This is a genomic window from Pseudomonas algeriensis (assembly GCF_048847255.1).
GTDB lineage: Bacteria > Pseudomonadota > Gammaproteobacteria > Pseudomonadales > Pseudomonadaceae > Aquipseudomonas.
In genome coordinates this window covers 43,443-65,790 of sequence record NZ_JBKKRK010000015.1, presented here as the reverse complement: position 1 = coordinate 65,790, position 22,348 = coordinate 43,443, and the positions used below count along the sequence as shown (strand labels likewise).

The 22,348-nt window shown below is 62.1% G+C and carries 18 protein-coding genes; 8 read left to right on the top strand and 10 right to left on the bottom strand.

Features of this window, described 5'->3' with window-relative positions:
• From aroB to ACLK1G_RS20250, 7 genes are all read right to left on the bottom strand, one after another.
• Positions 1–1,101: a 3-dehydroquinate synthase gene (gene aroB, locus ACLK1G_RS20280; protein WP_420767044.1), complete on the bottom strand. Its 1,101-nt coding sequence runs from the start codon at positions 1,099–1,101 to the stop codon at positions 1–3.
• 147 nt (positions 1,102–1,248) lie between these two features.
• Entirely contained in the window at positions 1,249–1,767 is a 519-nt protein-coding gene (gene aroK / locus ACLK1G_RS20275; RefSeq protein ID WP_420767043.1) for a shikimate kinase AroK, read from the bottom strand.
• Between the two features lie 4 nt (positions 1,768–1,771).
• Entirely contained in the window at positions 1,772–3,844 is a 2,073-nt protein-coding gene (locus ACLK1G_RS20270) for a type IV pilus secretin PilQ (protein ID WP_420767042.1), read from the bottom strand.
• Positions 3,845–3,857: 13 nt separating this feature from the next.
• Complete coding sequence (locus tag ACLK1G_RS20265; RefSeq protein ID WP_420767099.1) at positions 3,858–4,382, bottom strand: pilus assembly protein PilP; 525 nt, start codon at positions 4,380–4,382, stop codon at positions 3,858–3,860.
• Complete coding sequence (pilO, locus tag ACLK1G_RS20260; protein WP_420767041.1) at positions 4,382–5,005, bottom strand: type 4a pilus biogenesis protein PilO; 624 nt, start codon at positions 5,003–5,005, stop codon at positions 4,382–4,384. The genes ACLK1G_RS20265 and pilO overlap by 1 nt, the downstream gene beginning before the upstream one ends.
• Complete coding sequence (locus tag ACLK1G_RS20255; RefSeq protein WP_420767040.1) at positions 5,002–5,568, bottom strand: PilN domain-containing protein; 567 nt, start codon at positions 5,566–5,568, stop codon at positions 5,002–5,004. The genes pilO and ACLK1G_RS20255 overlap by 4 nt, the downstream gene beginning before the upstream one ends.
• Complete coding sequence (locus tag ACLK1G_RS20250) at positions 5,568–6,632, bottom strand: pilus assembly protein PilM (RefSeq protein ID WP_420767039.1); 1,065 nt, start codon at positions 6,630–6,632, stop codon at positions 5,568–5,570. The genes ACLK1G_RS20255 and ACLK1G_RS20250 overlap by 1 nt, the downstream gene beginning before the upstream one ends.
• A 207-nt stretch (positions 6,633–6,839) precedes the next feature.
• Between ACLK1G_RS20250 and ACLK1G_RS20245 the strand changes: the two genes are divergently transcribed.
• Positions 6,840–9,284 (top strand): penicillin-binding protein 1A, encoded by a 2,445-nt coding sequence (locus ACLK1G_RS20245; RefSeq protein WP_420767098.1) that lies wholly within the window; start codon positions 6,840–6,842, stop codon positions 9,282–9,284.
• A 662-nt stretch (positions 9,285–9,946) separates the two neighbouring features.
• Here the strand turns inward: ACLK1G_RS20245 and ACLK1G_RS20240 are convergent.
• From ACLK1G_RS20240 to rpmE, 3 genes are all read right to left on the bottom strand, one after another.
• Positions 9,947–11,215, bottom strand: a complete 1,269-nt coding sequence (locus tag ACLK1G_RS20240; protein ID WP_420767038.1) for a malic enzyme-like NAD(P)-binding protein — start codon at positions 11,213–11,215, stop codon at positions 9,947–9,949.
• Between the two features lie 185 nt (positions 11,216–11,400).
• Positions 11,401–12,183 (bottom strand): thermonuclease family protein, encoded by a 783-nt coding sequence (locus ACLK1G_RS20235; RefSeq protein WP_420767037.1) that lies wholly within the window; start codon positions 12,181–12,183, stop codon positions 11,401–11,403.
• Between the two features lie 41 nt (positions 12,184–12,224).
• Positions 12,225–12,449 (bottom strand): 50S ribosomal protein L31, encoded by a 225-nt coding sequence (gene rpmE, locus ACLK1G_RS20230; RefSeq protein WP_305497356.1) that lies wholly within the window; start codon positions 12,447–12,449, stop codon positions 12,225–12,227.
• A 272-nt stretch (positions 12,450–12,721) separates the two neighbouring features.
• On the opposite strand from rpmE, the gene ACLK1G_RS20225 reads away from it, so the two are divergent.
• From ACLK1G_RS20225 to phaC, 7 genes are all read left to right on the top strand, one after another.
• Positions 12,722–14,941 (top strand): primosomal protein N', encoded by a 2,220-nt coding sequence (locus tag ACLK1G_RS20225; protein WP_420767036.1) that lies wholly within the window; start codon positions 12,722–12,724, stop codon positions 14,939–14,941.
• Between the two features lie 209 nt (positions 14,942–15,150).
• A complete protein-coding gene (gene argS / locus ACLK1G_RS20220; protein WP_420767035.1) occupies positions 15,151–16,887 on the top strand; it encodes an arginine--tRNA ligase in 1,737 nt (578 codons plus the stop codon).
• 1 nt (position 16,888) lies between these two features.
• On the top strand, positions 16,889–17,593 hold the full coding sequence (locus ACLK1G_RS20215) for an SPOR domain-containing protein (protein WP_420767034.1): 705 nt from the start codon (positions 16,889–16,891) through the stop codon (positions 17,591–17,593).
• Between the two features lie 273 nt (positions 17,594–17,866).
• Positions 17,867–18,397, top strand: coding sequence for an ATP-dependent protease subunit HslV (gene hslV, locus ACLK1G_RS20210; protein WP_007968352.1), 531 nt, complete (start codon positions 17,867–17,869; stop codon positions 18,395–18,397).
• Positions 18,398–18,440: 43 nt separating this feature from the next.
• Positions 18,441–19,778, top strand: coding sequence for an ATP-dependent protease ATPase subunit HslU (hslU, locus tag ACLK1G_RS20205; protein ID WP_039592417.1), 1,338 nt, complete (start codon positions 18,441–18,443; stop codon positions 19,776–19,778).
• Positions 19,779–19,945: 167 nt separating this feature from the next.
• On the top strand, positions 19,946–20,323 hold the full coding sequence (locus tag ACLK1G_RS20200) for a gamma-butyrobetaine hydroxylase family protein (protein ID WP_420767033.1): 378 nt from the start codon (positions 19,946–19,948) through the stop codon (positions 20,321–20,323).
• 278 nt (positions 20,324–20,601) lie between these two features.
• A complete protein-coding gene (gene phaC, locus ACLK1G_RS20195) occupies positions 20,602–22,281 on the top strand; it encodes a class II poly(R)-hydroxyalkanoic acid synthase (RefSeq protein ID WP_420767032.1) in 1,680 nt (559 codons plus the stop codon).
• Positions 22,282–22,348: the final 67 nt, after the last annotated feature.

Below are 22,348 nucleotides of genomic sequence, written 5' to 3'. Positions count from 1 at the left end.
TTAACCTTTAAGCTGAGCCAGGGCGCGGTAGTCCGCTCCCAGCGTGGCCTGTAGAACCTCTTTCGGATAATCGTCGGTCACCACCGCTTCGCCCATGCGGCGCAGCAGCACCAGACGCAGACGACCGTCGATCACTTTCTTGTCGATTGCCATGTGTTCAAGGAAATCCGCCTCGCTCATTTCCTCGGGCGGCACCACCGGCAGCCCGGCACGCTGGAACAGACGGATCCCACGATCACGCTCCTGCTCGCTGATCCAGCCCAGGCGCATGGACATTTCCAGGGCCATGACCGTACCCGCGGCAACCGCCTCGCCATGCAGCCAGACGCCATAGCCCATGTGGGTTTCAATGGCATGGCCGAAGGTGTGGCCCAGGTTCAGCGTGGCGCGCACGCCCGATTCACGTTCATCGGCGCCGACCACCGCGGCCTTGGCGGCACAGGAGCGCTCGATGGCGTAAGTCAGCGCCGCCTGGTCCAGCGCGCGCAGGCGGTCGACGTTGTCTTCGAGCCAGCCGAGGAAAGGCTCGTCGCAGATCAGTCCGTACTTGATGACCTCGGCCAAGCCCGCGGACAACTCACGGGGCGGCAGGGTCTTGAGCGTTGCCGTGTCGATCAGCACCACGTTGGGCTGGTAGAACGCGCCCACCATGTTCTTGCCCAGCGGATGATTGATGCCGGTCTTGCCACCTACCGACGAGTCGACCTGGGAAAGCAGCGTAGTGGGGATCTGGATGAAATCGACACCGCGCTGATAGCAAGCCGCCGCAAAACCGGCCATGTCGCCGATCACACCGCCACCCAAGGCAACCACGGTGGTGCGGCGGTCATGCCGGGCAGTCAGCAGGCCGTCGAAAATCAGTTGCAGGGTTTCCCAGTTCTTGAAGGCCTCGCCGTCGGGCAACACTACGGAAATGACCGAATAGGCAGACAGACTGCGTGCCAGGCGTTCCAGATACAAAGGGCCGACGGTTTCGTTGGAGATGATCGCGACTTGCCGCCCGGCGATGTGCGGCGCCAGCAATTCGGGCTGGTCCAGCAAGCCTTCGCCAATATGAATCGGGTAGCTGCGCTCGCCCAGGTCGACCTTAAGTGTCTGCATGTGTCCCCACAGTGAAGATGAAATCAGGCGTCCTGCCTGCATTGACGAAATTACACGGTGCCCGCTGTGGCGCCAGTTAATGGCCATCCGCCACGCCCCAGACGGGCCAAGGCGGGACGCCGAGGATAGCGCATTTCGCGCCGCGCATTAACGGGGGGGCAATTGTTGCAGGCGATCGAGGATTTCCAGTACCACCATCCGTGGCGGCCGCTCGTCGGTTTCGATGACCAGGTCGGCGATTTCCCGATACAGAGGGTCACGCACTTCCAGCAGGTCCCGTAAGGTCTTGGCCGGGTCGGCCGTACGCAGCAGCGGCCGGTTGCGATCGCGGGCGGTACGGCCAACCTGCTGTTCGACGGAAGCATGCAGATAGACCACTCGCCCTCCGGCATGCAGCGCCCGACGATTGGCTTCGCGCATGACCGCGCCGCCGCCGGTGGCCAGCACCACGCCTTCAAAATCGCACAGCTCGGCAATCATCGCCTGCTCGCGGTCCCGAAAGCCCGGCTCGCCTTCCTTATCGAAGATCCATGGGATATTGGCACCCGTGCGCAATTCAATTTCCTTGTCGGAATCTTTGAATGGCAGGCGCAGCTCTTTGGCCAGCAAACGACCGATGGTGCTTTTTCCAGCCCCCATCGGCCCAACAAGAATCAAATTTCGCACAGAATCAACGACTCACAGCAATCGCCTGGTTGTTCATGATACGCGGAGTGAGAAACACCAGCAGCTCGGATTTTTTCTCCGAGACCACATCACGCCGGAAAAGGCGGCCAAGATACGGCACATCGCCAAGAAATGGCACCTTATCTACAACCTTGCTCTGAGTATTTGAGAAAACGCCACCAATAACAATGGTCTCGCCGTCATTGACCAGCACCTTGGCGTTGACCTCATTTTTCTTGATCGGCGGGACATCCTGCACTTTGTTCAGATAATCCGGCTCATCCTTGGTGACCTTGACCTCCATGATGATGCGGTTGTCCGGGGTGATCTGCGGCGTGACCTCCAGCGACAACGATGCTTCCTTGAACGACACCGAGGTGGCGCCGCTGGAGCTGGCTTCCTGGTAGGGAATTTCCGTGCCCTTGAGGATTTTCGCGGTCTCCTTGTCGGAGGTCACCACCTTGGGCTGGGAAACGATTTCACCGTTGCCGGTTTTTTCCATGGCGGTCAGTTCCAGGTCCAGCAGCACGTTGTCCGTGATGAACGCGATACCAATCCCGGAGGTGTTGCCTGAAGCCCCGAGGTCGACGAACGGTTGGTTGGTGCCGGTACTGCCCGGCGTGCCGATGGTCGTGGAGTCTCCCGTGGTGACGCCGGAAGAATTCCAGTTGCCCTTGTTCTGTATCGAGCCCCCCCAGCGCACGCCCAGGCTCTTGTCGTAATCGACGTTGGCCTCGACGATTCGCGCCTCGATCATCACTTGACGCACGGGTATGTCCAGTTGCGCGACGATCCGGCGCAGCTCGTCGAGCCGGTCCTGGGTCTGGTAGGCGATGATGTTGTTGGTGCGTTCATCGACCGTGATCGTGCCCCGCTCGTCGGCCTTCGCCTCGGCACTGGTGACCGACTGGAACAACTTGGCGATGTCGGCGGCCTTGGCATAGTTGACCTGCAGCAGCTCACGCCGCAGCGGTGCCAGGTCGGCAATCTGCTTCTGGGATTCAAGCTCCTGGCGCTCGCGTGCCGCAATCTCGTCGGCGGGCGCCACCAACAGGACATTACCGACCTTGCGCTTGTCGAGCCCCTTGGTCTTGAGCACGAGGTCCAGCGCCTGGTCCCACGGCACGTTCTGCAACCGCAGGGTGATACCGCCTTGCACGGTGTCGCTGGCCACCAGGTTCAGGTTGGTGAAGTCGGCGATCAACTGCAGCACCGAGCGCACTTCAATGTCCTGGAAGTTGAGTGACAGCTTTTCCCCGTTGTAGGCGGCGCGGTCGCTGTTGCGTTTCTGCAAGTCTTCGACCGTCATTGGCCGGACGCTCACGGTCAGCTTGTTGTCGGTCTGGTAGGTCGAGTAGTCGAAGGTGCCGCTGGGTTCGATGCTGATGGTGGCGCGGTCGGAACCCGCGCTGGCATTGACGAACTGCACCGGGGTGGCGAAATCCTTGACGTCCAGGCGCACCCGCAGGGGTTCGGGCAACTGGGTCCTGGGGAAGTCGAGGATGATCCTGCCTTCGCGCTCCTGGATATCGGGCGCAATGGAAGGGTCGGACAAGTCAATGACCACATTGCCTTCCCCTTGAGTCCCGCGCTGGAAGTCCACGCCCCGGATGGCCTTGCCTGCCGGAGCGCTGGCCCTGGTGAGGGACGGTACGGCTCCGGCAGGGCGCGGTGCCTGCGCCGCGGCCCTGGCGGTCGCGCCCTTGCCAACCACTACGAAGAGGTTGTTGCCCTCGATCCGCGTGTCATAGGGCGCCAGCTGGGTAAGGCCGATGATCAGCCGCGTGCGGTCCCCCGCCTCGACCACGGTGGCGCTGCGTGCGTTGCCGCCGCCCAGGTCATGGCTTTTGCTGGCCAATCGATTGGTCACGCCGGGCAGGTCCAGCGCGATTCGCGCCGGTTGTTCGGTGGTATAGCCCCGGGGTGGGGGCGGCGGACCATCGAAGCTGAGCTTCAGTTCGACACGGTCCCCCGGCAACGCCGCGACATCGAGCGTCTTCAGGCTGGCCCCCTGTACCATCGGTGACAACAGCGCTATCCATAGCGAAATACCGAGGGCTGGAAAAATCCTGTTCATTGTTCGAATTCCACTATGAGTGCTCTTTCAAAGGAATGGTCCGCGGCCGCTCCAGCCAGGCGCCCTCGCCATCGGGAACGATTTCGACCACATCGACCTGCGTGGCGCTGATCGCGACGACCCGCCCATCATTGCGTCCCAGGTAGTCCCCCACCTTCAGCCGATGTACGCCGCCCGCGCCTCGTACCAGTGCAAAGGAACCACTGGCATTGGAGATCGTCCCGACCATCTCGAACTGCTCGATATTAAAGCCTTCCAGGTACTGCTTGACCCGGTTGGGATCGGGCCGCACGTTGCGCGAGCCCTGCGGCCGACCCGCCTGGTCCATGCGCACTTGCCTGGAGAAAGGGCTGCGCAGGTTCGCGGCGCTGTAGGTGAAGGTTTCGTTGGGCTTGAAGGTCGGCGTTGGCTCGATCTTGCCAGGTGGGCGCAGGCGCACCTCGTTCATGTAGGCATCCAGGTCACTGAAGCCGTCGTCGCTGTTACAGCCGGCCAACGCGACCAACCCGGCCAGCAGGCTCACACGCCAGGCCGACATCATGGCTGCGCCTCCTGCTCGTTGTACCGGTAGGTCTTGGCCTGGATGCTCATGCGCAGCTTCGTCCCCTCCTCGGGCTCCATCGGGGCGATCTCGAAGTCGTGCAGAGTCACGATTCGCGGCAACCCGGCCACGCCGCTGACGAATGTCGCCAGGTCATGGTAGCCGCCCGTCACGGTGATCTGGATCGGCAGCTCGATGTAGAACGGCTGGGTGACTTCCGGCAGCAGTTTGATTTCCTCGAACTCCAGGCCACTGCCCAGGCCGGTGCGGGTGATGTCTTCCAACAGGCCTGGCACTTCGGTGTCGCTGGGCAACTGCCGCAACAACACGCCGAACGAGGTCTCCATCTGCTTCATCTGCTCGGTGTAGCGCTCCAGGTTCGCCGCCATGTGAGCCTTGCCCGCAAATTGCGCCTTGAGGGTGTTCTCCTCTTCCTGCACTTGCTGCAACTGAGTCTGCAGGTCACTCAAGGCGAAGTTATAGCCCAGCCCCAGAATCAGTATCACTAGCACAATGCCAGCCAGCCATTTGATCGGTGCCGGCCACGAACCAATATTGTTGGTGTCCAAGTCGCTGAGGTCGATCTTGCGCAGTGCGTCCAGCCATTCTCCAGGCTTCATTGGGCGTCCTCCGCATCGGCCGGGCGGGTCTGGCGAACCGTCAGCTGAAAGACGTTCGCCTGGTCGAGCTGGCCCGCGGTAGTAGCCTTCACTTCCGTCAGGCTCGGAGCATCGAACAAGTCCGATGAGTCCAGGTTGCGCATCAGGTCAGAGACGCGGTTGTTCGACTCCGCGGCCCCTGTGATGGACAAGGTGCCCTCTTCCATCTTGACGTCAGTGAAATACACACCGTCGGGCAGGGTCCGCGCCAACTGATCGAAAATCCGCGCGCTGACCGGCCTATTGCCCTGCAGGTCCTGGATGATGCGCATGCGCTCCAGCAATTGTTGCCGCCGTGCCTTCAATTCGCTGATCTGCTCGATGCGCTCGTCCAGGACGGCAATCTGCTCGCGCAGGTGGCTGTTGCGCGCTGTTTGATAGTCGATGGCACTGTTCAGATATTGCACCGCGATCAAGGTCAGGCCCACCGCACCGACCAGCGCGCCGACCAATGCCAGCAGAAAGCGTTTGCGGCGCTCTTCGCGCAGCTCTTCGCGCCAGGGTAGAAGGTTGATCCGCGCCATCAGTCGAAACTCCTGAGGGCCAACCCGCAGGCGATCATCAGCGCCGGCGCGTCACTGGCCAGGGCGCCCGCGTTGACCTTGCTGCTCAGGGCCATGTTGGCGAACGGATTGGCCACCTGGGTGGGTGTGCCCAGGCGCTGCTCGATCAGCCGATCCAGCCCCGCCACCGAAGCCGTGCCGCCGGCCAACAGGATGTGATCGACCGCGCTGTACTGGCCGGAGGCAAAGAAAAATTGCAGCGAGCGCGATACCTGCTGGACCAATGCTTCGCGAAACGGCTGCAGCACCTCGCTGAGATAGTCGTCCGGCAACCCTCCCTGCTTTTTTGCCAGGCCGGCCTGCTCCGGCGTCAGGCCGTAGCGGCGCTGGATTTCCTCGGTCAGTTGGCGGCCACCGAACAACTGCTCGCGGGTATAGATGATGCGCCCGTTGTGCAACACGCTGAGGGTGGTCATCGTGGCACCGATGTCGACGACCGCCACCGTCAACCGCTCCTGAGTCGCCGCCAACTGGGTCGCGAGCAGACCAAAGGCACGCTCCAGCGCGTAGGCCTCCACGTCGACCACGCGGGCCGTCAACCCAGCGAGCGCCAGCGCGGCCTCGCGGACCTCGACATTTTCCTTGCGACACGCGGCCAGCAGCACCTCGACCCGCTCGGTGCTGCGGGGCGAAACGCCAATAACTTCGAAATCGATCGCTACCTCATCCAGGGGGTAAGGAATGTACTGGTCGGCTTCGATCTTGAGCTGGTTTTCCATTTCGTCATCGGACAGCCCGGCATCCATCTCGATGGTCTTGGTGATGACCGCCGAACCCGCGACGGCCACCGCCACGTTGCGCAAGGGCGTCCTGGCCTTGGCGAGCACCCGCGACAGCGCCTGCCCCACGCCTTCGAGCTCGGCAATGTTCTTTTCGATCACGGCATTGGCCGGCAGAGGCTCGACCGCATACGACTCGACGCGATAACGATCACCCTGGCGACTCAATTCGAGCAGCTTCACCGACGTCGAGCTGATGTCGATTCCCAGAAGCGCATGGGCTTTTTTATTGAAGAGTCGTAGCACTACCAATTCCCTATGACTATCCGTGAGTTACGGACTCTCTAATAAGCGTTGCGTTCAATCCCCCCGGTCCGACGAACGTCCGGATGGCGTTCCCGACGAAAAAAAATGCTTATAATGCCCAGCGTTTTTTTTCGCTTTGTTGCAAGCACGGGTTCTTCCCTGCACCTGGCGCCTTTTCATTCTTTGCCTGGATATCCAAAAGCCTTGATTCGTCTGCTGAAATTTTTCGGATGGTCCATCGTCGCCGTTTTCTGCGGACTGCTCTTGGGCCTGAGCGGTGCGTTTCTTTACCTTAGTCCGGGATTGCCGTCCGTGGAGGCGCTGAGAAGTATTCAGTTGCAGATTCCCCTGCGGGTGTACAGCAGCGACAACAAGTTGATCGCCGAATTTGGCGAAATGCGCCGTACGCCGATCCGTTTCGCCGACATTCCGCCCAATTTCATCAATGCGTTACTAAGTGCTGAAGACGACAATTTCGCCAACCACTACGGCGTCGATCCCGGCAGCCTGATGCGCGCCGCCAGCCAGCTGATCAAGAGCGGCCACATCCAGTCCGGTGGCAGCACCATCACCATGCAGGTGGCGAAGAACTTCTTCCTGACCAGCGAGCGCAGCTTCTCGCGCAAGACCACCGAGATCCTCCTCGCCCTGCAAATCGAGCGGCAGCTGACCAAGGACGAGATCCTCGAGCTGTACGTGAACAAGATTTACCTGGGCAACCGCGCCTACGGCATCGAGGCGGCAGCCCAGGTGTATTACGGCAAGTCGATCCGCGATGTGAGCCTGGCGCAGATGGCGATGATCGCCGGCCTGCCCAAGGCGCCGTCGCGCTTCAATCCGCTGGCCAATCCGGCGCGCAGCAAGGAACGTCGCGACTGGATCCTGGGGCGCATGTACAAGCTCGGCAAGATCAGCGAAGCGGACTACACCGCCGCGGTCAATGAGCCGCTGAACGCCAGCTACCACGTCCCGACTCCAGAAGTGAACGCCCCGTACATCGCCGAGATGGCCCGCGCCGAAATGGTCGGTCGCTATGGCAGCGATGCCTACACCGAAGGTTTCCGCGTCACCACCACGGTGCCGAGCAATCTTCAGGAAATGGCCAACACCGCGCTGCACGAAGGCTTGATGACCTATGACCAGCGCCACGGCTACCGGGGCCCTGAATCGCGCCTGCCGGGCAAGACCAAGGAAGCCTGGGCCCAGGAGCTGACCAAGCAACGCACCATCAGCAGCCTGGAGCCGGCGATCGTCACCCAGGTGGACAAGGACGGCATCAAGGTACTGACGCGCAGTGGCGAGGCAGAAGAACACGTGGCCTGGGAGACGATGAAATGGGCCCGTCCGTTCCTCAATACCAACAGCATGGGCGCCAACCCTCGCCAGCCATCGGACGTGGCGCAGGTCGGCGACCTGGTCCGGGTGCAGCGCCAGCCGGACAATTCCCTCAAGTTCAGCCAGATCCCGGCCGCCCAGGGCGCGCTGGTGTCCCTGGACCCGCAAAACGGCGCGATCCGTTCGCTGGTGGGTGGCTTCGCCTTCGAGCAAAGCAATTACAACCGCGCCTTGCAGGCCAAGCGCCAGCCAGGCTCGAGCTTCAAGCCGTTCGTCTACAGCGCCGCGCTGGATAACGGCTACACCGCCGCCAGCCTGGTGAACGACGCGCCGATCGTGTTTGTCGACGAGTACCTGGACAAGGTCTGGCGCCCCAAGAACGACACCAATACCTTCCTTGGCCCGATTCGCCTGCGCGAAGCCTTGTACAAGTCCCGCAACCTTGTATCGATTCGCCTGCTGCAGGCCCTGGGCGTAGACCGCACCATCGACTACATCAGCAAGTTCGGCTTCAACAAGCAGGACTTGCCGCGCAACCTGTCCCTGGCCCTGGGCACCGCGACGCTGACGCCGATGGAGATCGCCACGGGCTGGAGCACATTTGCCAACGGCGGGTACAAGATCACTCCGTATATCATCGATAAGATAGAAAGCCGCAACGGCGAAACGCTGTTCCTTGCCAACCCGCCACGGGTCCCCACGGGCGAGGAGGCCAGCAACGGCGTCGCCGCGCCTGCCACTGAGACCTTCACGGTGAACGCAACAGGCGGCGAAGCCACCACCGCCCCTGCCGTACCGCAAGCGCCGGCAATCGCCGAACGCATCGTTGACGGACGCACCACCTACATTCTCAACAGCATGCTGCAGGACGTGATCAAGCTCGGCACCGGCCGTCGAGCCCTCGCCTTGGGCCGCACCGACCTGGCGGGCAAGACCGGTACCACCAACGAATCCAAGGACGCCTGGTTCTCCGGCTATAACGCCGATTACGTGACCACCGTCTGGACCGGTTTCGACCAGCCCGAAAGCCTGGGTCGGCGAGAGTTCGGTGGCACCGTGGCGCTGCCGATCTGGATGAGCTACATGGGCGCCGCCCTCAAGGACAAGCCGCCCCACACCCAGCCTGAACCGGAAGGCATCCTCAGCCTGCGAGTCGACCCGGTCAGCGGCCGCGCGGCCACGCCAGGTACGCCGGGTGCGTACTTCGAACTGTTCAAAAGCGAAGACACCCCGCCGTCGGTCAACGAGCTGGGCAACGGCGTAGCGCCGGGCAGCCCGTTGCCGGCAGACGAGGCGGCGCCGATCGATTTGTTCTGACCGACCCCACCTCCCTGTGGGAGCCGAGCTTGCTCGCGATGGCGGCGGCCCAGGCAACCCAAAACCCGTGGCGAGGGAGCTTGCTCCCGCTGGCCTGCGCAGCAGGCCCCTGCATGCCTATAGACCGACCGCATTGCCCGGTTTGCGACGGCTGCGCAGCCGAGCGGGAGCAAGCTCCCTCGCCACAGGGTTGGATTGAGACTTGAGCGTTGGGCTGAGAGGCCTGGGGTGAATTGAAGATCGTCATCGCGAGCAAGCTCGCTCCCACAGGGGGATTTGTAGCGGTCGCACAATCAATGCCCAACACCGAACCAATGTGGGAGCGAGCTTGCTCGCGATGGCGGCAGCCCAGGCAACCCAAAACCCCGTGGTGAGGGAGCTTGCTCCCGCTGGCCTGCGCAGCAGGCCCTGCATGTTTATAGACCGACCGCATTGCCCGGCTTGCGACTGCTGCGCAGCCGAGCGGGAGCAAGCTCCCTCGCCACAGGGGTTGGATTGGGGTTCAAGCGCTGGGCTTGGGAGACCTCGGGTTAATTAAAAATCGTCATCGCGAGCGAGCTCGCTCCCACAGAGGATTTGCGGTGGTCATACAAAGCAGCGGCCAATAAAAAGCCCCGGCTCATCAGAGCCAGGGCTTTTTATTATTGAAGCGCTACAACGATTTAGCCGTTGAACACGTCATCCACGCTCTTGAGCGGGTAGTTCTTCGGGTACGGCAGGGTGGCCACGCCCGTCTCGATGGCGGCCTTGGCCACGGCGTCGGAGATCAGGGTGATCAGGCGGGCGTCCATGGGTTTCGGGATGATGTACTCACGACCGAATTCCAGCTTGATGCCGCCGTAGGCGTCGCACACTTCCTGAGGCACCGGCAGCTTGGCCAGTTCGCGCAGGGCGTTGGCGGCCGCGACTTTCATTTCTTCGTTGATGCGCTTGGCGCGAACGTCCAGAGCACCACGGAAGATGAACGGGAAGCCCAGCACGTTGTTGACCTGGTTCGGGTAGTCCGAACGGCCGGTGGCCATGATCACGTCGCTGCGAGTCGCGTGAGCGAGCTCTGGGGAGATCTCCGGGTCCGGGTTCGAGCAGGCAAACACGATTGGGTTCGGCGCCATGCGCAGCAGGTTTTCCGGAGTCAGCAGGTTCGGGCCCGACAGGCCGACGAACACGTCCGCACCGTCCAGCGCGTCCGCCAGGGAGCGCTTGTCGGTCGCGTGGGCGAACACGGCCTTGTATTGGTTCAGGTCGTCACGGCCGGAGTGGATCACGCCGGTACGGTCGATCATGAAGATGTTTTCGATCTTGGCGCCCATGCTCACCAGCAATTTCATGCAGGAGATGGCCGCAGCGCCCGCGCCCAGGCAGACGATCTTGGCTTCCGGCAGGGTTTTGCCAGCGATTTCCAAGGCGTTGATCATGCCGGCTGCGGTCACGATCGCAGTACCGTGCTGGTCATCGTGGAAAACCGGGATGTCGCACTGTTCGATCAGGGCGCGCTCGATCTCGAAGCACTCAGGTGCCTTGATGTCTTCCAGGTTGATGCCGCCGAAGGTGATGGAGATGCGCTTGACGGTGTCGATGAAGGCTTGCGGGCTTTCGGAATCGACTTCGATGTCGAACACATCGATGCCGGCGAAGCGCTTGAACAGGACTCCCTTGCCTTCCATGACTGGCTTGGAAGCCAGCGGGCCGAGGTCACCCAGGCCGAGAATCGCGGTGCCATCGGAAATGACTGCAACCAGGTTGCCCTTGCCGGTGTATTTGTAGGCCAGCTCAGGGTCGCGAGCGATTTCACGCACTGGTTCGGCTACGCCGGGGCTGTAGGCCAGCGACAAGTCGCGGGCAGTAGCGGTGGCCTTGGTGAGCTCGACACTCAGCTTTCCTGGACGAGGATTAGCGTGATATTCGAGAGCGGCAGTTTTCAGATCAGACATGTGGGCATTCCGCTTTTTACTGTGTTGGACAGACGGACCGCCGAGGATACGCGCCTCGCAAAGTCCCTACAAGACTGACCAGTCACTCCTGTCAAGCGCCCTGCCCTACGACTTTGGGCCAAGAGCAGCGAAACACACGGGCTTGATGCATACAATCGAGCAAATAAATGTCTACAATTATTTTCTCAGAGCACCGGCTGCAACATTGCTGGATCGGTCAGCGGCAACATCCATCGCGCCTGCCCCTGCTTGGTAGCTCCACGTCGAGAGCGATCGATGACCCAACCGCGCGCCTCGACTGTGCGGCCTTGCAGGCGTTTCAACATCGACGCATCGAAATTGCGCTGCAGGTTGGGAGCGATGTGCAGGACAACCGCGCCTTGCAGTTCGATCCAGATACCGCCGCGATTGCGTTGCACGCTGTCTACACGGCCGCTGACCAACGCAAAGCCGGGCGCCTTGATTTGCTCGGCTCGCGTGACAGGGGATTTCTTCCAGATCCCGAGCCTTGCTTGCCGCGCCTGGCGTTCCGCCGCCTGCTGACACTCCACCAACTCAACGTTCGGCGCGACTGCCACCAGGAAACCCAGCCCCTCGGCAATCAACTGTTCTTCCAGGTTTCGGCCCTGGCGGTCGTAGACATGAGCAAGCGTGCGCCCGTAATCATCGCGGTCGTCCCGACCCGGCAATACCTTGACCCGGCCGGCGCTGGCGGCCACCAAGGCCTCGAGTCGCTGGTGCGCCGCCACGGCGAACGGTTCGTCTGCACGCCCGCGCTTGCCCAGCTCCGGGCTGTTGAGGCCGATCATGCGGATGCGACGACCGTCCTCAAGGTAAACGGTGTCGCCGTCCACGACCCGCTGAACGGCCACTTCGGGCAGCTCACCCGGCGAAGGGCAGGACGCCTGAGCACCACAAAGCCAAATCGCGGACACAAAAAAGGCGCCCGCAAGGGACGCCTTTTTCATCAGTCTGGAATAGCCCGAAAGACTTTCCAAAATGATTAGCCTCAGGCTTTCGGAGTAACTTTGCCGAAAGCACCGAAACGATCGGCGAACTTCTGAACGCGACCGCCGGTATCCAGAGTCTTTTGCTTACCGGTGTAGAACGGGTGGCATTCGTTGCAAACGTCGATCGCCAGGGCTTTGCCGTAGGTCGAACGGGTTTCGAACTTGTTGCCGCAGCTGCAGGTGACTGCAACAACTGGGTAGTCTGGATGGATATCGGTTTTCATGGTGTTTTCCTCAGGCTAGCGTGCCGCCACCCAACACTATTGTTGAATACCGCACGTAATTAGGCCGCGGATTCTACCAGACATCGTCATTCACGCAAGCTATGCCTTGTACCAACCGTCTGCTAGGCTCGCCCCCACCACACCCCTGTGGGAGCAAGCTTGCTCGCGATAGCGGTGGATCTGCCACATGCATGTTGACTGACAGGCCGCCATCGCGAGCAAGCTCGCTCCCACATTGACTTGCGAATTTGTTCGTTTACCGAGATCCCCGCGTGCCCGACGCCATCCTGCGCCTCGCCTTGCCATCGCCCCTGCGCCGCCTGTTCGATTACCGCGCCCCGGCTGGAGTGCCGCGTGCCCAGTTGCAACCGGGCATGCGTCTGCGCGTGCCGTTCGGCCGGCGGGAAATGATCGGCATCCTGGTGGAAGTCAGCGATCAAAGCGAAGTGCCGGTCGATAAGCTCAAGCCAGCCCTGGCCCTACTCGATGCGACGCCACCGCTGCCGGCGCCGCTGCTCAAATTATGCCTGTGGACCGCCCAGTATTATCAGCACAGCCTGGGTGACACCCTGAGTTGGGCCCTGCCGGCGCTGTTGCGCCAGGGCGAACCGGCCGAGGCGCGCCAGGAGCGGTTCTGGTCGGCGGCACCGGGCGCCTCGCTGGACGATCCGCGTATTGCCCGCGCACCGCGCCAGCGCGAAGCCCTGGCGACCCTGGCCCAGCATCCCCATGGCGTGGCGCACCCGTTATTAAGCAAGTTGATGCTCAGTAAGGACAGCCTCGACCTGTTGTTGGCCAAGGACCTGGTCCAGGTGGAAGTCCGCCGGCATGCTCCGAGCGCACGCCATGAACACTGGCTGGCCCAGCCGGAACTGCCACTCAACGCTGAGCAACGGGCCGCTTGCGAGGCCATTCGCGCGGGCTTCGACAGCTACCACGCCTTTCTGTTGGCGGGCGTCACCGGCAGCGGCAAGACCGAGGTCTACCTGCAACTGATCCGCCAGACCCTCGAAGCCGGCAAACAAGCCCTGGTGCTGATCCCGGAGATCAACCTCGGCCCACAAACCCTGGCGCGCTTCGAACAACGCTTCAATGCGCGAATCGCCCTGGTGCACTCGGCGGTCAACGATCGCGAGCGACTGGAAGCCTGGCTCGCCGCCCGGGACGGCGAGGCAGATATCATCATCGGCACCCGCTCGGCGCTGTTCACACCGATGAAAAATCCCGGCCTGATCATCATCGACGAAGAGCACGACGGTTCTTATAAACAGCAGGAAGGCCTGCGCTATCACGCGCGGGATCTGGCGCTGGTGCGCGCCCGCCAGGAAAACATTCCCATCGTCCTTGGCTCGGCCACGCCCTCGCTGGAAAGCCTGCACAACGCCTACACCGGTCGCTACGGCCTGCTGCGCCTCAACGAACGAGCCGGCGGCGCCAAGCAACCGCGCTTCCTGCGCCTGGATGTGAAAAGTCGTCCACTGGATAGCGGTATTTCCGGACCGATGCAGCAAGCCATCGGCCAGACCCTGGCAGCCGGGCAACAGGTCCTGGTCTTCCTCAACCGCAGGGGGTTCGCCCCGACCCTGCTGTGCCATGATTGCGGCTGGATGTCCGGTTGCGAGCGCTGTGATGCACGAATGACCGTCCATCAACGCTACGGCGAACTGCGCTGCCACCATTGCGGGCACTCCGAGCGTGTGCCGAGGAACTGCCCGCAATGCGGGAAAGTCGACTTGCGTCCCGTGGGCGCCGGCACCGAGCGCGCCGAAGAGCGGCTGGGCATTTTGTTTCCCGACTATCCGGTGCTACGCGTGGATCGCGACAGCACTTCCCGAAAGGATGCGATGAACAATCTGTTCGCCACCATCCAAAAAGGCCAGCCCTGCATCCTGGTGGGCACGCAGATGCTCGCCAAGGGGCATCACTTCCCCCGTGTCACGCTGGTGTCGATCCTGGATGCCGATGGCGGGCTGTTTTCCGGCGATTTCCGCGCCAGCGAGCGCATGGCGCAGCTGATCGTCCAGGTCGCAGGCCGCGCCGGGCGCGCCGAAGAGCCAGGCAAAGTGATCATCCAGACCCACCTGGCGGATCATCCGTTGCTGATACAACTGACCGAGCAAGGCTATTTTGCCTTCGCCGAGCAGGCGTTGAGCGAACGCCGAGGCGCCGGGCTGCCACCGTTCGCCCACCTGGCGCTGTTGCGGGCCGAGGCTCACAAACCGGGGCAGGCTGAAGGTTTTCTGGATGAAGCGTGCAGCGAGGCGGAGCGTCTGCTGGCGGAACAGAACCTCACCGGCATCGAACTCTTGGGCCCGGTGCCAGCGCCGATGGAACGACGCGCCGGGCGCTATCGTGCCCAGCTTTTATTGCAGGCCAATGCCCGGGCGCCGCTGCATCGGCTGTTGAATGCCTGGTTGCTGGTGCTCGAACAGATGCCCAGCGGGCGGGCGGTGCGCTGGTCGCTGGATGTGGATCCGGTGGATTTGTACTGACCCAGGCGCCGCCTTCGCGAGCAGGCTCGCTCCCACGGAAACCTCATTTCAATGTGGGAGCGAGCCGGCTCGCGAAGGCGTCCGAACAACCACCACACATCCCCAACCAACCCGCTACAGTTGGCAAGCTCGCCCGCGCCACGGATAATGCCCAGTTTTTCCACCAGCGCATCGAAGCGCCGCCGCGCCTGCGGTTGAAAGAGAAGACCATGAAAGACACCATTCGCCAGCTCATCCAGCAAGCCATCACCCAACTCGTCACTGAAGGTGTGCTGCCAGAAGGCCTGTCGCCGGCGATTCAGGTCGAGAACACCCGCGACAAGACCCACGGCGACTTCGCCAGCAACATCGCGATGATGCTCGCCAAGCCGGCCGGCATGAAGCCTCGCGACCTGGCGGAAAAGATCATCGCAGCGCTGCCGGCCGACGAGAACGTCAGCAAGGCCGATATCGCCGGCCCAGGCTTCATCAATTTCTTCCAGAACACCCAGGCCCTGGCCTCGCGTCTCGACGCGGCCCTGGCCGACGCGCGCCTTGGCGTACGCAAGGCCGGGCCATTGCAGCGCACCGTAGTCGACCTCTCGGCCCCTAACCTCGCCAAGGAAATGCATGTCGGCCACCTGCGCTCGACCATCATTGGCGACGGCGTGGCGCGCGTGCTGGAGTTTCTCGGCGACACCGTGATCCGCCAGAACCACGTCGGCGACTGGGGCACGCAGTTCGGCATGCTGATGGCCTATCTGCAGGAAAACCCCATCACCAGCGACGAGCTGTCGGACCTGGAAAACTTCTACCGCGCCGCCAAGCAACGCTTCGACGAATCGCCCGAATTCGCCGACCGCGCCCGTGGCCTGGTGGTCAAGCTGCAGGCCGGCGATGCCGAGTGCCTGGCGCTGTGGACCAAGTTCAAGGACATCTCCCTGTCCCACTGCCAGAAAATCTACGAGCTGCTGAACGTCAAGCTGACCATGGCCGACGTGATGGGCGAGAGCGCCTACAACGATGACTTGGTCAACGTGGTCAACGACCTTCGCGCCAAGGGCATGCTGGTAGAAAGCAACGGCGCCCAGTGCGTGTTCCTGGAGCAGTTCAAGACCGCCGATGGCGAGCCCCTGCCGGTGATCATCGTCAAAGCCGACGGCGGCTACCTCTATGCCACCACCGACCTGGCGGCCGTACGCTACCGCAACGGCGTGCTCAAGGCCGATCGGGTGTTGTATTTCGTCGACCAGCGCCAAGCCCTGCACTTCCAGCAAGTGTTCGAAGTGGCGCGCCTGGCTGGCTTCGTGACCCACCCGATGGAAATGGAGCACATGGGCTTCGGCACCATGAACGGCGCCGACGGCCGCCCATTCAAGACCCGCGACGGCGGCACCGTAAAATTGATCGACCTGCTGACCGAAGCCCAGGACCGCGCTTACACCTTGGTCAAGGGCAAGAACCCGGACCTGGCCGAAGACGAACTGCGCAACATTGCCAAGGTCGTCGGCATCGACGCGGTGAAGTACGCCGACCTGTCGAAACACCGCACCAGCGACTACAGCTTCAACTTCGACCTGATGCTCAACTTCGAAGGCAACACCGCGCCGTACCTGTTGTACGCCTACACCCGCGTGGCGGGGGTGTTCCGCAAGCTCGGCAAACGCTTCGACGAAGTGGAGGGTCAGATTGTCCTCGAGGCCGCCCACGAGCAGGAACTCGCGGCCAGGCTGGCCCAGTTCGGCGAGGTGCTGAACAACGTCGCAGACAAAGGTACACCGCATACTTTGTGTGCCTACCTGTACGACGTCGCTGGCCTGTTCTCCAGCTTCTATGAGAACTGCCCGATCCTCAGCGCCGACACCCCGGCACAAATGCAGAGCCGCTTGCGCCTCGCCGCGCTGACCGGACGTACGCTCAAGCAAGGCCTGGAACTGCTGGGCCTGGAAACCCTGGAGCGCATGTAAGTTGGCCGCCAAGAAAAAACCTGCACCCAAACGCGGCGCCAGCCGTTACCAGCCCCCGGCCAAAAAGCCGATTCCGGGCTGGTTGTGGATGGCCATCGGCCTGACCGTCGGCGCTTTCATTGTCTTTCTGATGAAGCTGGAGCCGGGCCAGGGCGATGACGTCAAGCGCGTGCGGCAAGAGCAGCAGAAAGCCACGCGGATCGCCGAGGCCAACAAGACCCCGCCGAGCCCGACGCAACCGGTGAAGCCGAAGTACGACTTCTATACCCTGCTGCCGGAATCGGAAGTCATCGTGCCGCCCGATGCCGTGCCGGAGAAAACCCTGCCGACACCACAAGTGCCTCAGGTGCCGGCCACACCGGTGACCCCGGCCGAAGCCGCCAAGATCGACACCGCCCGCGCCCAGGCGGCCCTGGCTGGCATCACGCCGCCACCCGCGCCGCCCGTACAAAAGGCTGCGCCAGTGACGAAGTTCTTCTTGCAAGCCGGCTCGTTCCGCAAGGAAGCCGATGCCGACAAGGTCCGGGCACAGATCATTTTGCTGGGCCAGTCGGTTTCGGTGGAATCCGGCACGGTGAAGGACGAAACCTGGTACCGGGTACTGGTTGGCCCGTTCAGCAATCGGGAAGAGCTGACCAAGGCCCAGAAACAACTGGCCGGCAGCGGCTTCAGCAACCTGTTGTTACAACAACGCCAGAGCCGCTGATTCCAACGAAGGCATTTATGGCTGCGAGGCTTTTCGTGGCGAGGGAGCTTGCTCCCGCTGGGTCGGTCCGACGCCTCGGGCGTAGCAGCCCTAAAAGCTTGGGACCACTGCGCGGTCCAGCGGGAGCAAGCTCCCTCGCCACAAAGAAGTCCTCTGCCAAAAACAGCGAGGGACCACTCATCCCCTCCGCGCCCTTGCAGTTGAAAAACCCCACGCCACCCCCATATGAGTTCCATCCGGGCATTTTCGCCCCGCTGCGTGGAGACTCTTCCCTTGACCACCATCGTTTCAGTCCGCCGTCACGGCAAAGTCGTCATGGGCGGCGACGGCCAGGTTTCACTGGGCAACACCGTGATGAAAGGCAACGCGAAGAAAGTCCGCCGCCTGTACCACGGCCAGGTCATCGCCGGTTTCGCCGGGGCCACCGCCGATGCCTTCACCCTGTTCGAACGTTTTGAAGGCCAGCTTGAAAAACACCAGGGCCACCTGATCCGCGCCGCCGTCGAGCTGGCGAAGGAATGGCGTACCGACCGCTCCCTGAGCCGCCTCGAAGCGATGCTCGCGGTCGCAAACAAGGATGCCTCGCTGATCATCACCGGCAACGGTGACGTCGTTGAGCCTGAAGACGGCTTGATCGCCATGGGTTCCGGTGGCGCCTACGCCCAGGCCGCCGCCAGCGCCCTGTTGAAAAAAACCGACCTGTCGGCCCGGGAAATCGTTGAGACAGCCCTTGGCATTGCCGGCGACATCTGTGTCTTCACCAACCACACCCAGACCATTGAGGAGCAGGACCTCGCGGAGTGAGCCCATCCAGGCCCAGACTTCCGCTTGAGGACCGCCAATTATTATGTCCATGACTCCCCGCGAAATCGTCCACGAACTCAATCGCCATATCATCGGCCAGGACGATGCCAAGCGCGCCGTCGCCATTGCCCTGCGCAACCGCTGGCGCCGGATGCAGTTGCCTGAAGAACTGCGCGTCGAAGTAACACCCAAGAACATCCTGATGATCGGCCCCACCGGTGTCGGCAAGACCGAGATCGCCCGTCGCCTGGCCAAGCTCGCCAATGCGCCATTCATCAAGGTCGAGGCCACCAAGTTCACCGAGGTGGGCTACGTGGGCCGCGACGTCGAGTCGATCATTCGCGACCTGGCCGATGCCGCTATCAAGCTGCTGCGTGAGCAGGAAATCACCAAGGTTCGCCATCGCGCCGAAGACGCCGCCGAAGAACGCATCCTCGATGCGCTTCTGCCGCCTGCGCGTATGGGCTTCAATGCCGACTCCGCCGCGACCCAGGATTCCAATACCCGCCAACTGTTCCGCAAGCGCCTGCGCGAAGGCCAGCTGGACGACAAGGAGATCGAGATCGAAGTGGCCGAGATGGCCGGTGTCGACATCTCCGCGCCGCCGGGCATGGAAGAGATGACCAACCAGCTGCAGAGCCTGTTCGCCAACATGGGCAAGGGCAAGAAGAAAAGCCGCAAGCTCAAGGTCAAGGAAGCGCTGAAGCTGGTGCGCGATGAAGAGGCCAGCCGCCTGGTCAACGAAGAAGAATTGAAGGCCAAGGCCCTGGAAGCGGTCGAGCAGCATGGCATCGTGTTCATCGACGAGATCGACAAGGTCGCCAAGCGCGGCAACGTCGGCGGCGCCGATGTGTCCCGCGAAGGCGTGCAACGCGACCTGCTGCCGCTGATCGAAGGCTGCACGGTCAATACCAAGCTGGGCATGGTCAAGACCGACCACATCCTGTTCATCGCTTCCGGCGCGTTCCACCTGAGCAAGCCGAGCGACCTGGTTCCTGAGTTGCAGGGCCGCTTGCCGATTCGTGTTGAACTCAAGGCGCTGTCGCCGGAAGATTTCGAACGCATCCTGAGCGAGCCCCATGCGTCGCTGACCGAGCAATACTGCGCGCTGCTCAAGACCGAAGGCCTGAACATCGAGTTCGCGCCCGAAGGCATCAAGCGCCTGGCGCAGATCGCTTGGCAGGTCAACGAAAAGACCGAGAACATCGGTGCCCGCCGCCTGCACACGCTGCTTGAGCGTCTGCTCGAGGAAGTCTCGTTCAGCGCCGGCGACCTGGCCAGCGCCCACAACGAAGCGCCGATCCGCATCGACGCCGAGTACGTCAACAGCCACCTGGGTGAGTTGGCGCAGAACGAAGACCTGTCGCGCTATATCCTGTAAGCCACCGACAGGTTTCCCCGGACCTGTGGGAGCGAGCTTGCTCGCGATGGCGGCACAACATTCAATCCATGTATTGACTGTCAAACCGCTATCGCGAGCAAGCTCGCTCCCACATGAACCGCGTCGTTTTGCAGATCAACGCGTCCTTCAGAGACGGATCATAGGCCATGACCAAACTCCCCACCGCCATCAACCTGCACAAAGCCTCCAAGACCCTGACGCTCAAGTACGCGCCAGACGAGGAGTACCACCTGCCAGCGGAATTCCTGCGGGTGCACTCGCCCTCCGCCGAGGTCCAGGGCCACGGCAAGCCCATCCTGCAATACGGCAAGCTCGGCGTCGGCCTGACCAAGGTTGAACCGGCCGGCCAGTACGCACTGAAATTGACCTTCGACGACGGCCATGACAGCGGATTGTTCACCTGGGACTACCTGTATCAGTTGGCAGTGCGCCAGGAAGTCCTGTGGAACGATTATCTCGCCGAGCTCAAGGCCGCCGGAAAAACCCGCGATCCGAACGAGTCCGTCGTCAAGCTGATGCTCTAGCTCAAGGGCTGGCGCTTTAGGGCGAATTTTCTAGACTCATCTGCTTGAATGCCTGCGCAGCATCGTCAATGACTGGCCTGCTTGCGAAAAAAATTAAACTCGGGTAACCAATGGAGCTGGCAAGTTCCCTGCAAAGGAACCGGCGAGTTCCTGGCACACGTTTCCTCATTGCCCTCGATGCGGAATTAATGGTCACCCCGAGCAGCGTACCTGGTATTGGCCTTGCGGCTTCACGGCACGGCCCCGGTACTCGTCTGAAGGACAATGGAGCGTCGTAGATGAGCAACAAGAACAACGATGAGTTGAAATACCAAGCCTCGGAAAACACCCTGGGCTTGAATCCCGTCGTCGGCTTGCGCAGGAAGGACCTGCTGGCCTCTGCCCGGATGGTGCTGACCCAGACCATCAGACAACCCCTTCACAGCGTCAAGCATGTGGCCCATTTCGGCGCTGAGCTGAGGAAGGTCCTGTTCGGCAAGTCCGAGTTGCAGCCCACCAGCGACGACCGTCGTTTCGCCGATCCGGCCTGGAGCCAGAACCCGCTCTACAAACGCTACCTGCAAACCTACCTGGCGTGGCGCAAGGAGCTGCACGCCTGGATCGACGACAGCAGCCTCTCGCCCCAGGACATCAGCCGCGGGCATTTCGTGATCAACCTGATGACCGAGGCGATGGCCCCGACCAACTCGGCGGCCAACCCGGCGGCGGTCAAGCGCTTCTTCGAAACCGGCGGCAAGAGCCTGCTCGACGGTTTGTCCCACCTGGCAAAAGACCTGGTGCACAACGGCGGTATGCCGAGCCAGGTCGACATGGGCGCCTTCGAAGTCGGCAAAAGCCTGGGCGTGACGGAAGGCGCCGTGGTGTTTCGCAACGATGTGCTGGAGCTGATCCAGTACCGCCCCATCACCGAGCAGGTGCATGAGCGGCCGCTGCTGGTGGTCCCGCCGCAAATCAACAAGTTCTATGTATTCGACCTGAGCCCGGATAAGAGCCTGGCGCGCTTCTGCCTGCGCAGCAACGTGCAGACATTCATCATCAGTTGGCGCAACCCCACCAAGGCGCAGCGCGAGTGGGGCCTGTCGACTTATATCGAAGCGCTCAAGGAAGCGGTGGACGTTGTCACGGCCATCACCGGCAGCAAGGACGTCAACATGCTGGGCGCCTGCTCGGGCGGCATCACCTGCACCGCGCTGCTGGGCCATTACGCCGCGCTCGGCGAGAAGAAGGTCAATGCCCTGACGCTGCTGGTGAGTGTGCTGGACACGACCCTGGACACCGACGTGGCCCTGTTCGTCGACGAGCAGACCCTGGAAGCGGCCAAGCGCCATTCCTACCAGGCCGGCGTACTGGAAGGCCGCGACATGGCCAAGGTCTTCGCCTGGATGCGTCCCAACGACCTGATCTGGAATTACTGGGTCAACAACTACCTGCTGGGCAACGAACCACCGGTGTTCGACATTCTCTTCTGGAACAACGACACCACGCGACTGCCGGCGGCGTTCCATGGCGACCTCATCGAGATGTTCAAGAACAACCCGCTGACCCGCCCCAATGCACTGGAAGTATGCGGTACGCCGATCGACCTCAAGCAGGTCACTGCCGACATCTTTTCCCTGGCCGGCACCAACGACCACATCACGCCGTGGAAGTCCTGCTACAAGTCGGCGCAGCTGTTTGGCGGCAAGATTGATTTCGTGTTGTCGAGCAGCGGCCACATCCAGAGCATCCTCAACCCGCCGGGCAACCCCAAGTCGCGCTACATGACTAGCGAGGACATGCCGGCCAAGGCCGAGGACTGGATGGAAAACTCCACCAAGCACACCGACTCCTGGTGGCTGCACTGGCAAGCCTGGCAGGCCGAGCGCTCGGGCAAGCTGAAGAAAGCGCCCTCGGTGCTGGGCAACAAGACCTACGTGGCCGGTGAGGCGGCGCCGGGCACTTACGTGCATGAAAGATAGCTGTGAGCCGCAAGCTTCAAGCTACAAGCTACAAGCGCCTTAACTTGAAGCTTGAAGCTTGAAGCTT

Bases quoted from the DNA above. Each gene is read 5' to 3' on its own strand.
- argS (WP_420767035.1), top strand. From the start codon at position 15,151: ATGAAAGACACCATTCGCCAGCTCATCCAGCAAGCCATCACCCAACTC.
- ACLK1G_RS20270 (WP_420767042.1), bottom strand. From the start codon at position 3,844: ATGAACAGGATTTTTCCAGCCCTCGGTATTTCGCTATGGATAGCGCTG.
- pilO (WP_420767041.1), bottom strand. From the start codon at position 5,005: ATGAAGCCTGGAGAATGGCTGGACGCACTGCGCAAGATCGACCTCAGC.
- ACLK1G_RS20265 (WP_420767099.1), bottom strand. From the start codon at position 4,382: ATGTCGGCCTGGCGTGTGAGCCTGCTGGCCGGGTTGGTCGCGTTGGCC.
- ACLK1G_RS20255 (WP_420767040.1), bottom strand. From the start codon at position 5,568: ATGGCGCGGATCAACCTTCTACCCTGGCGCGAAGAGCTGCGCGAAGAG.
- ACLK1G_RS20200 (WP_420767033.1), top strand. From the start codon at position 19,946: ATGACCAAACTCCCCACCGCCATCAACCTGCACAAAGCCTCCAAGACC.
- ACLK1G_RS20240 (WP_420767038.1), bottom strand. From the start codon at position 11,215: ATGTCTGATCTGAAAACTGCCGCTCTCGAATATCACGCTAATCCTCGT.
- hslU (WP_039592417.1), top strand. From the start codon at position 18,441: ATGTCCATGACTCCCCGCGAAATCGTCCACGAACTCAATCGCCATATC.
- ACLK1G_RS20235 (WP_420767037.1), bottom strand. From the start codon at position 12,183: ATGAAAAAGGCGTCCCTTGCGGGCGCCTTTTTTGTGTCCGCGATTTGG.
- phaC (WP_420767032.1), top strand. From the start codon at position 20,602: ATGAGCAACAAGAACAACGATGAGTTGAAATACCAAGCCTCGGAAAAC.
- aroB (WP_420767044.1), bottom strand. From the start codon at position 1,101: ATGCAGACACTTAAGGTCGACCTGGGCGAGCGCAGCTACCCGATTCAT.
- rpmE (WP_305497356.1), bottom strand. From the start codon at position 12,449: ATGAAAACCGATATCCATCCAGACTACCCAGTTGTTGCAGTCACCTGC.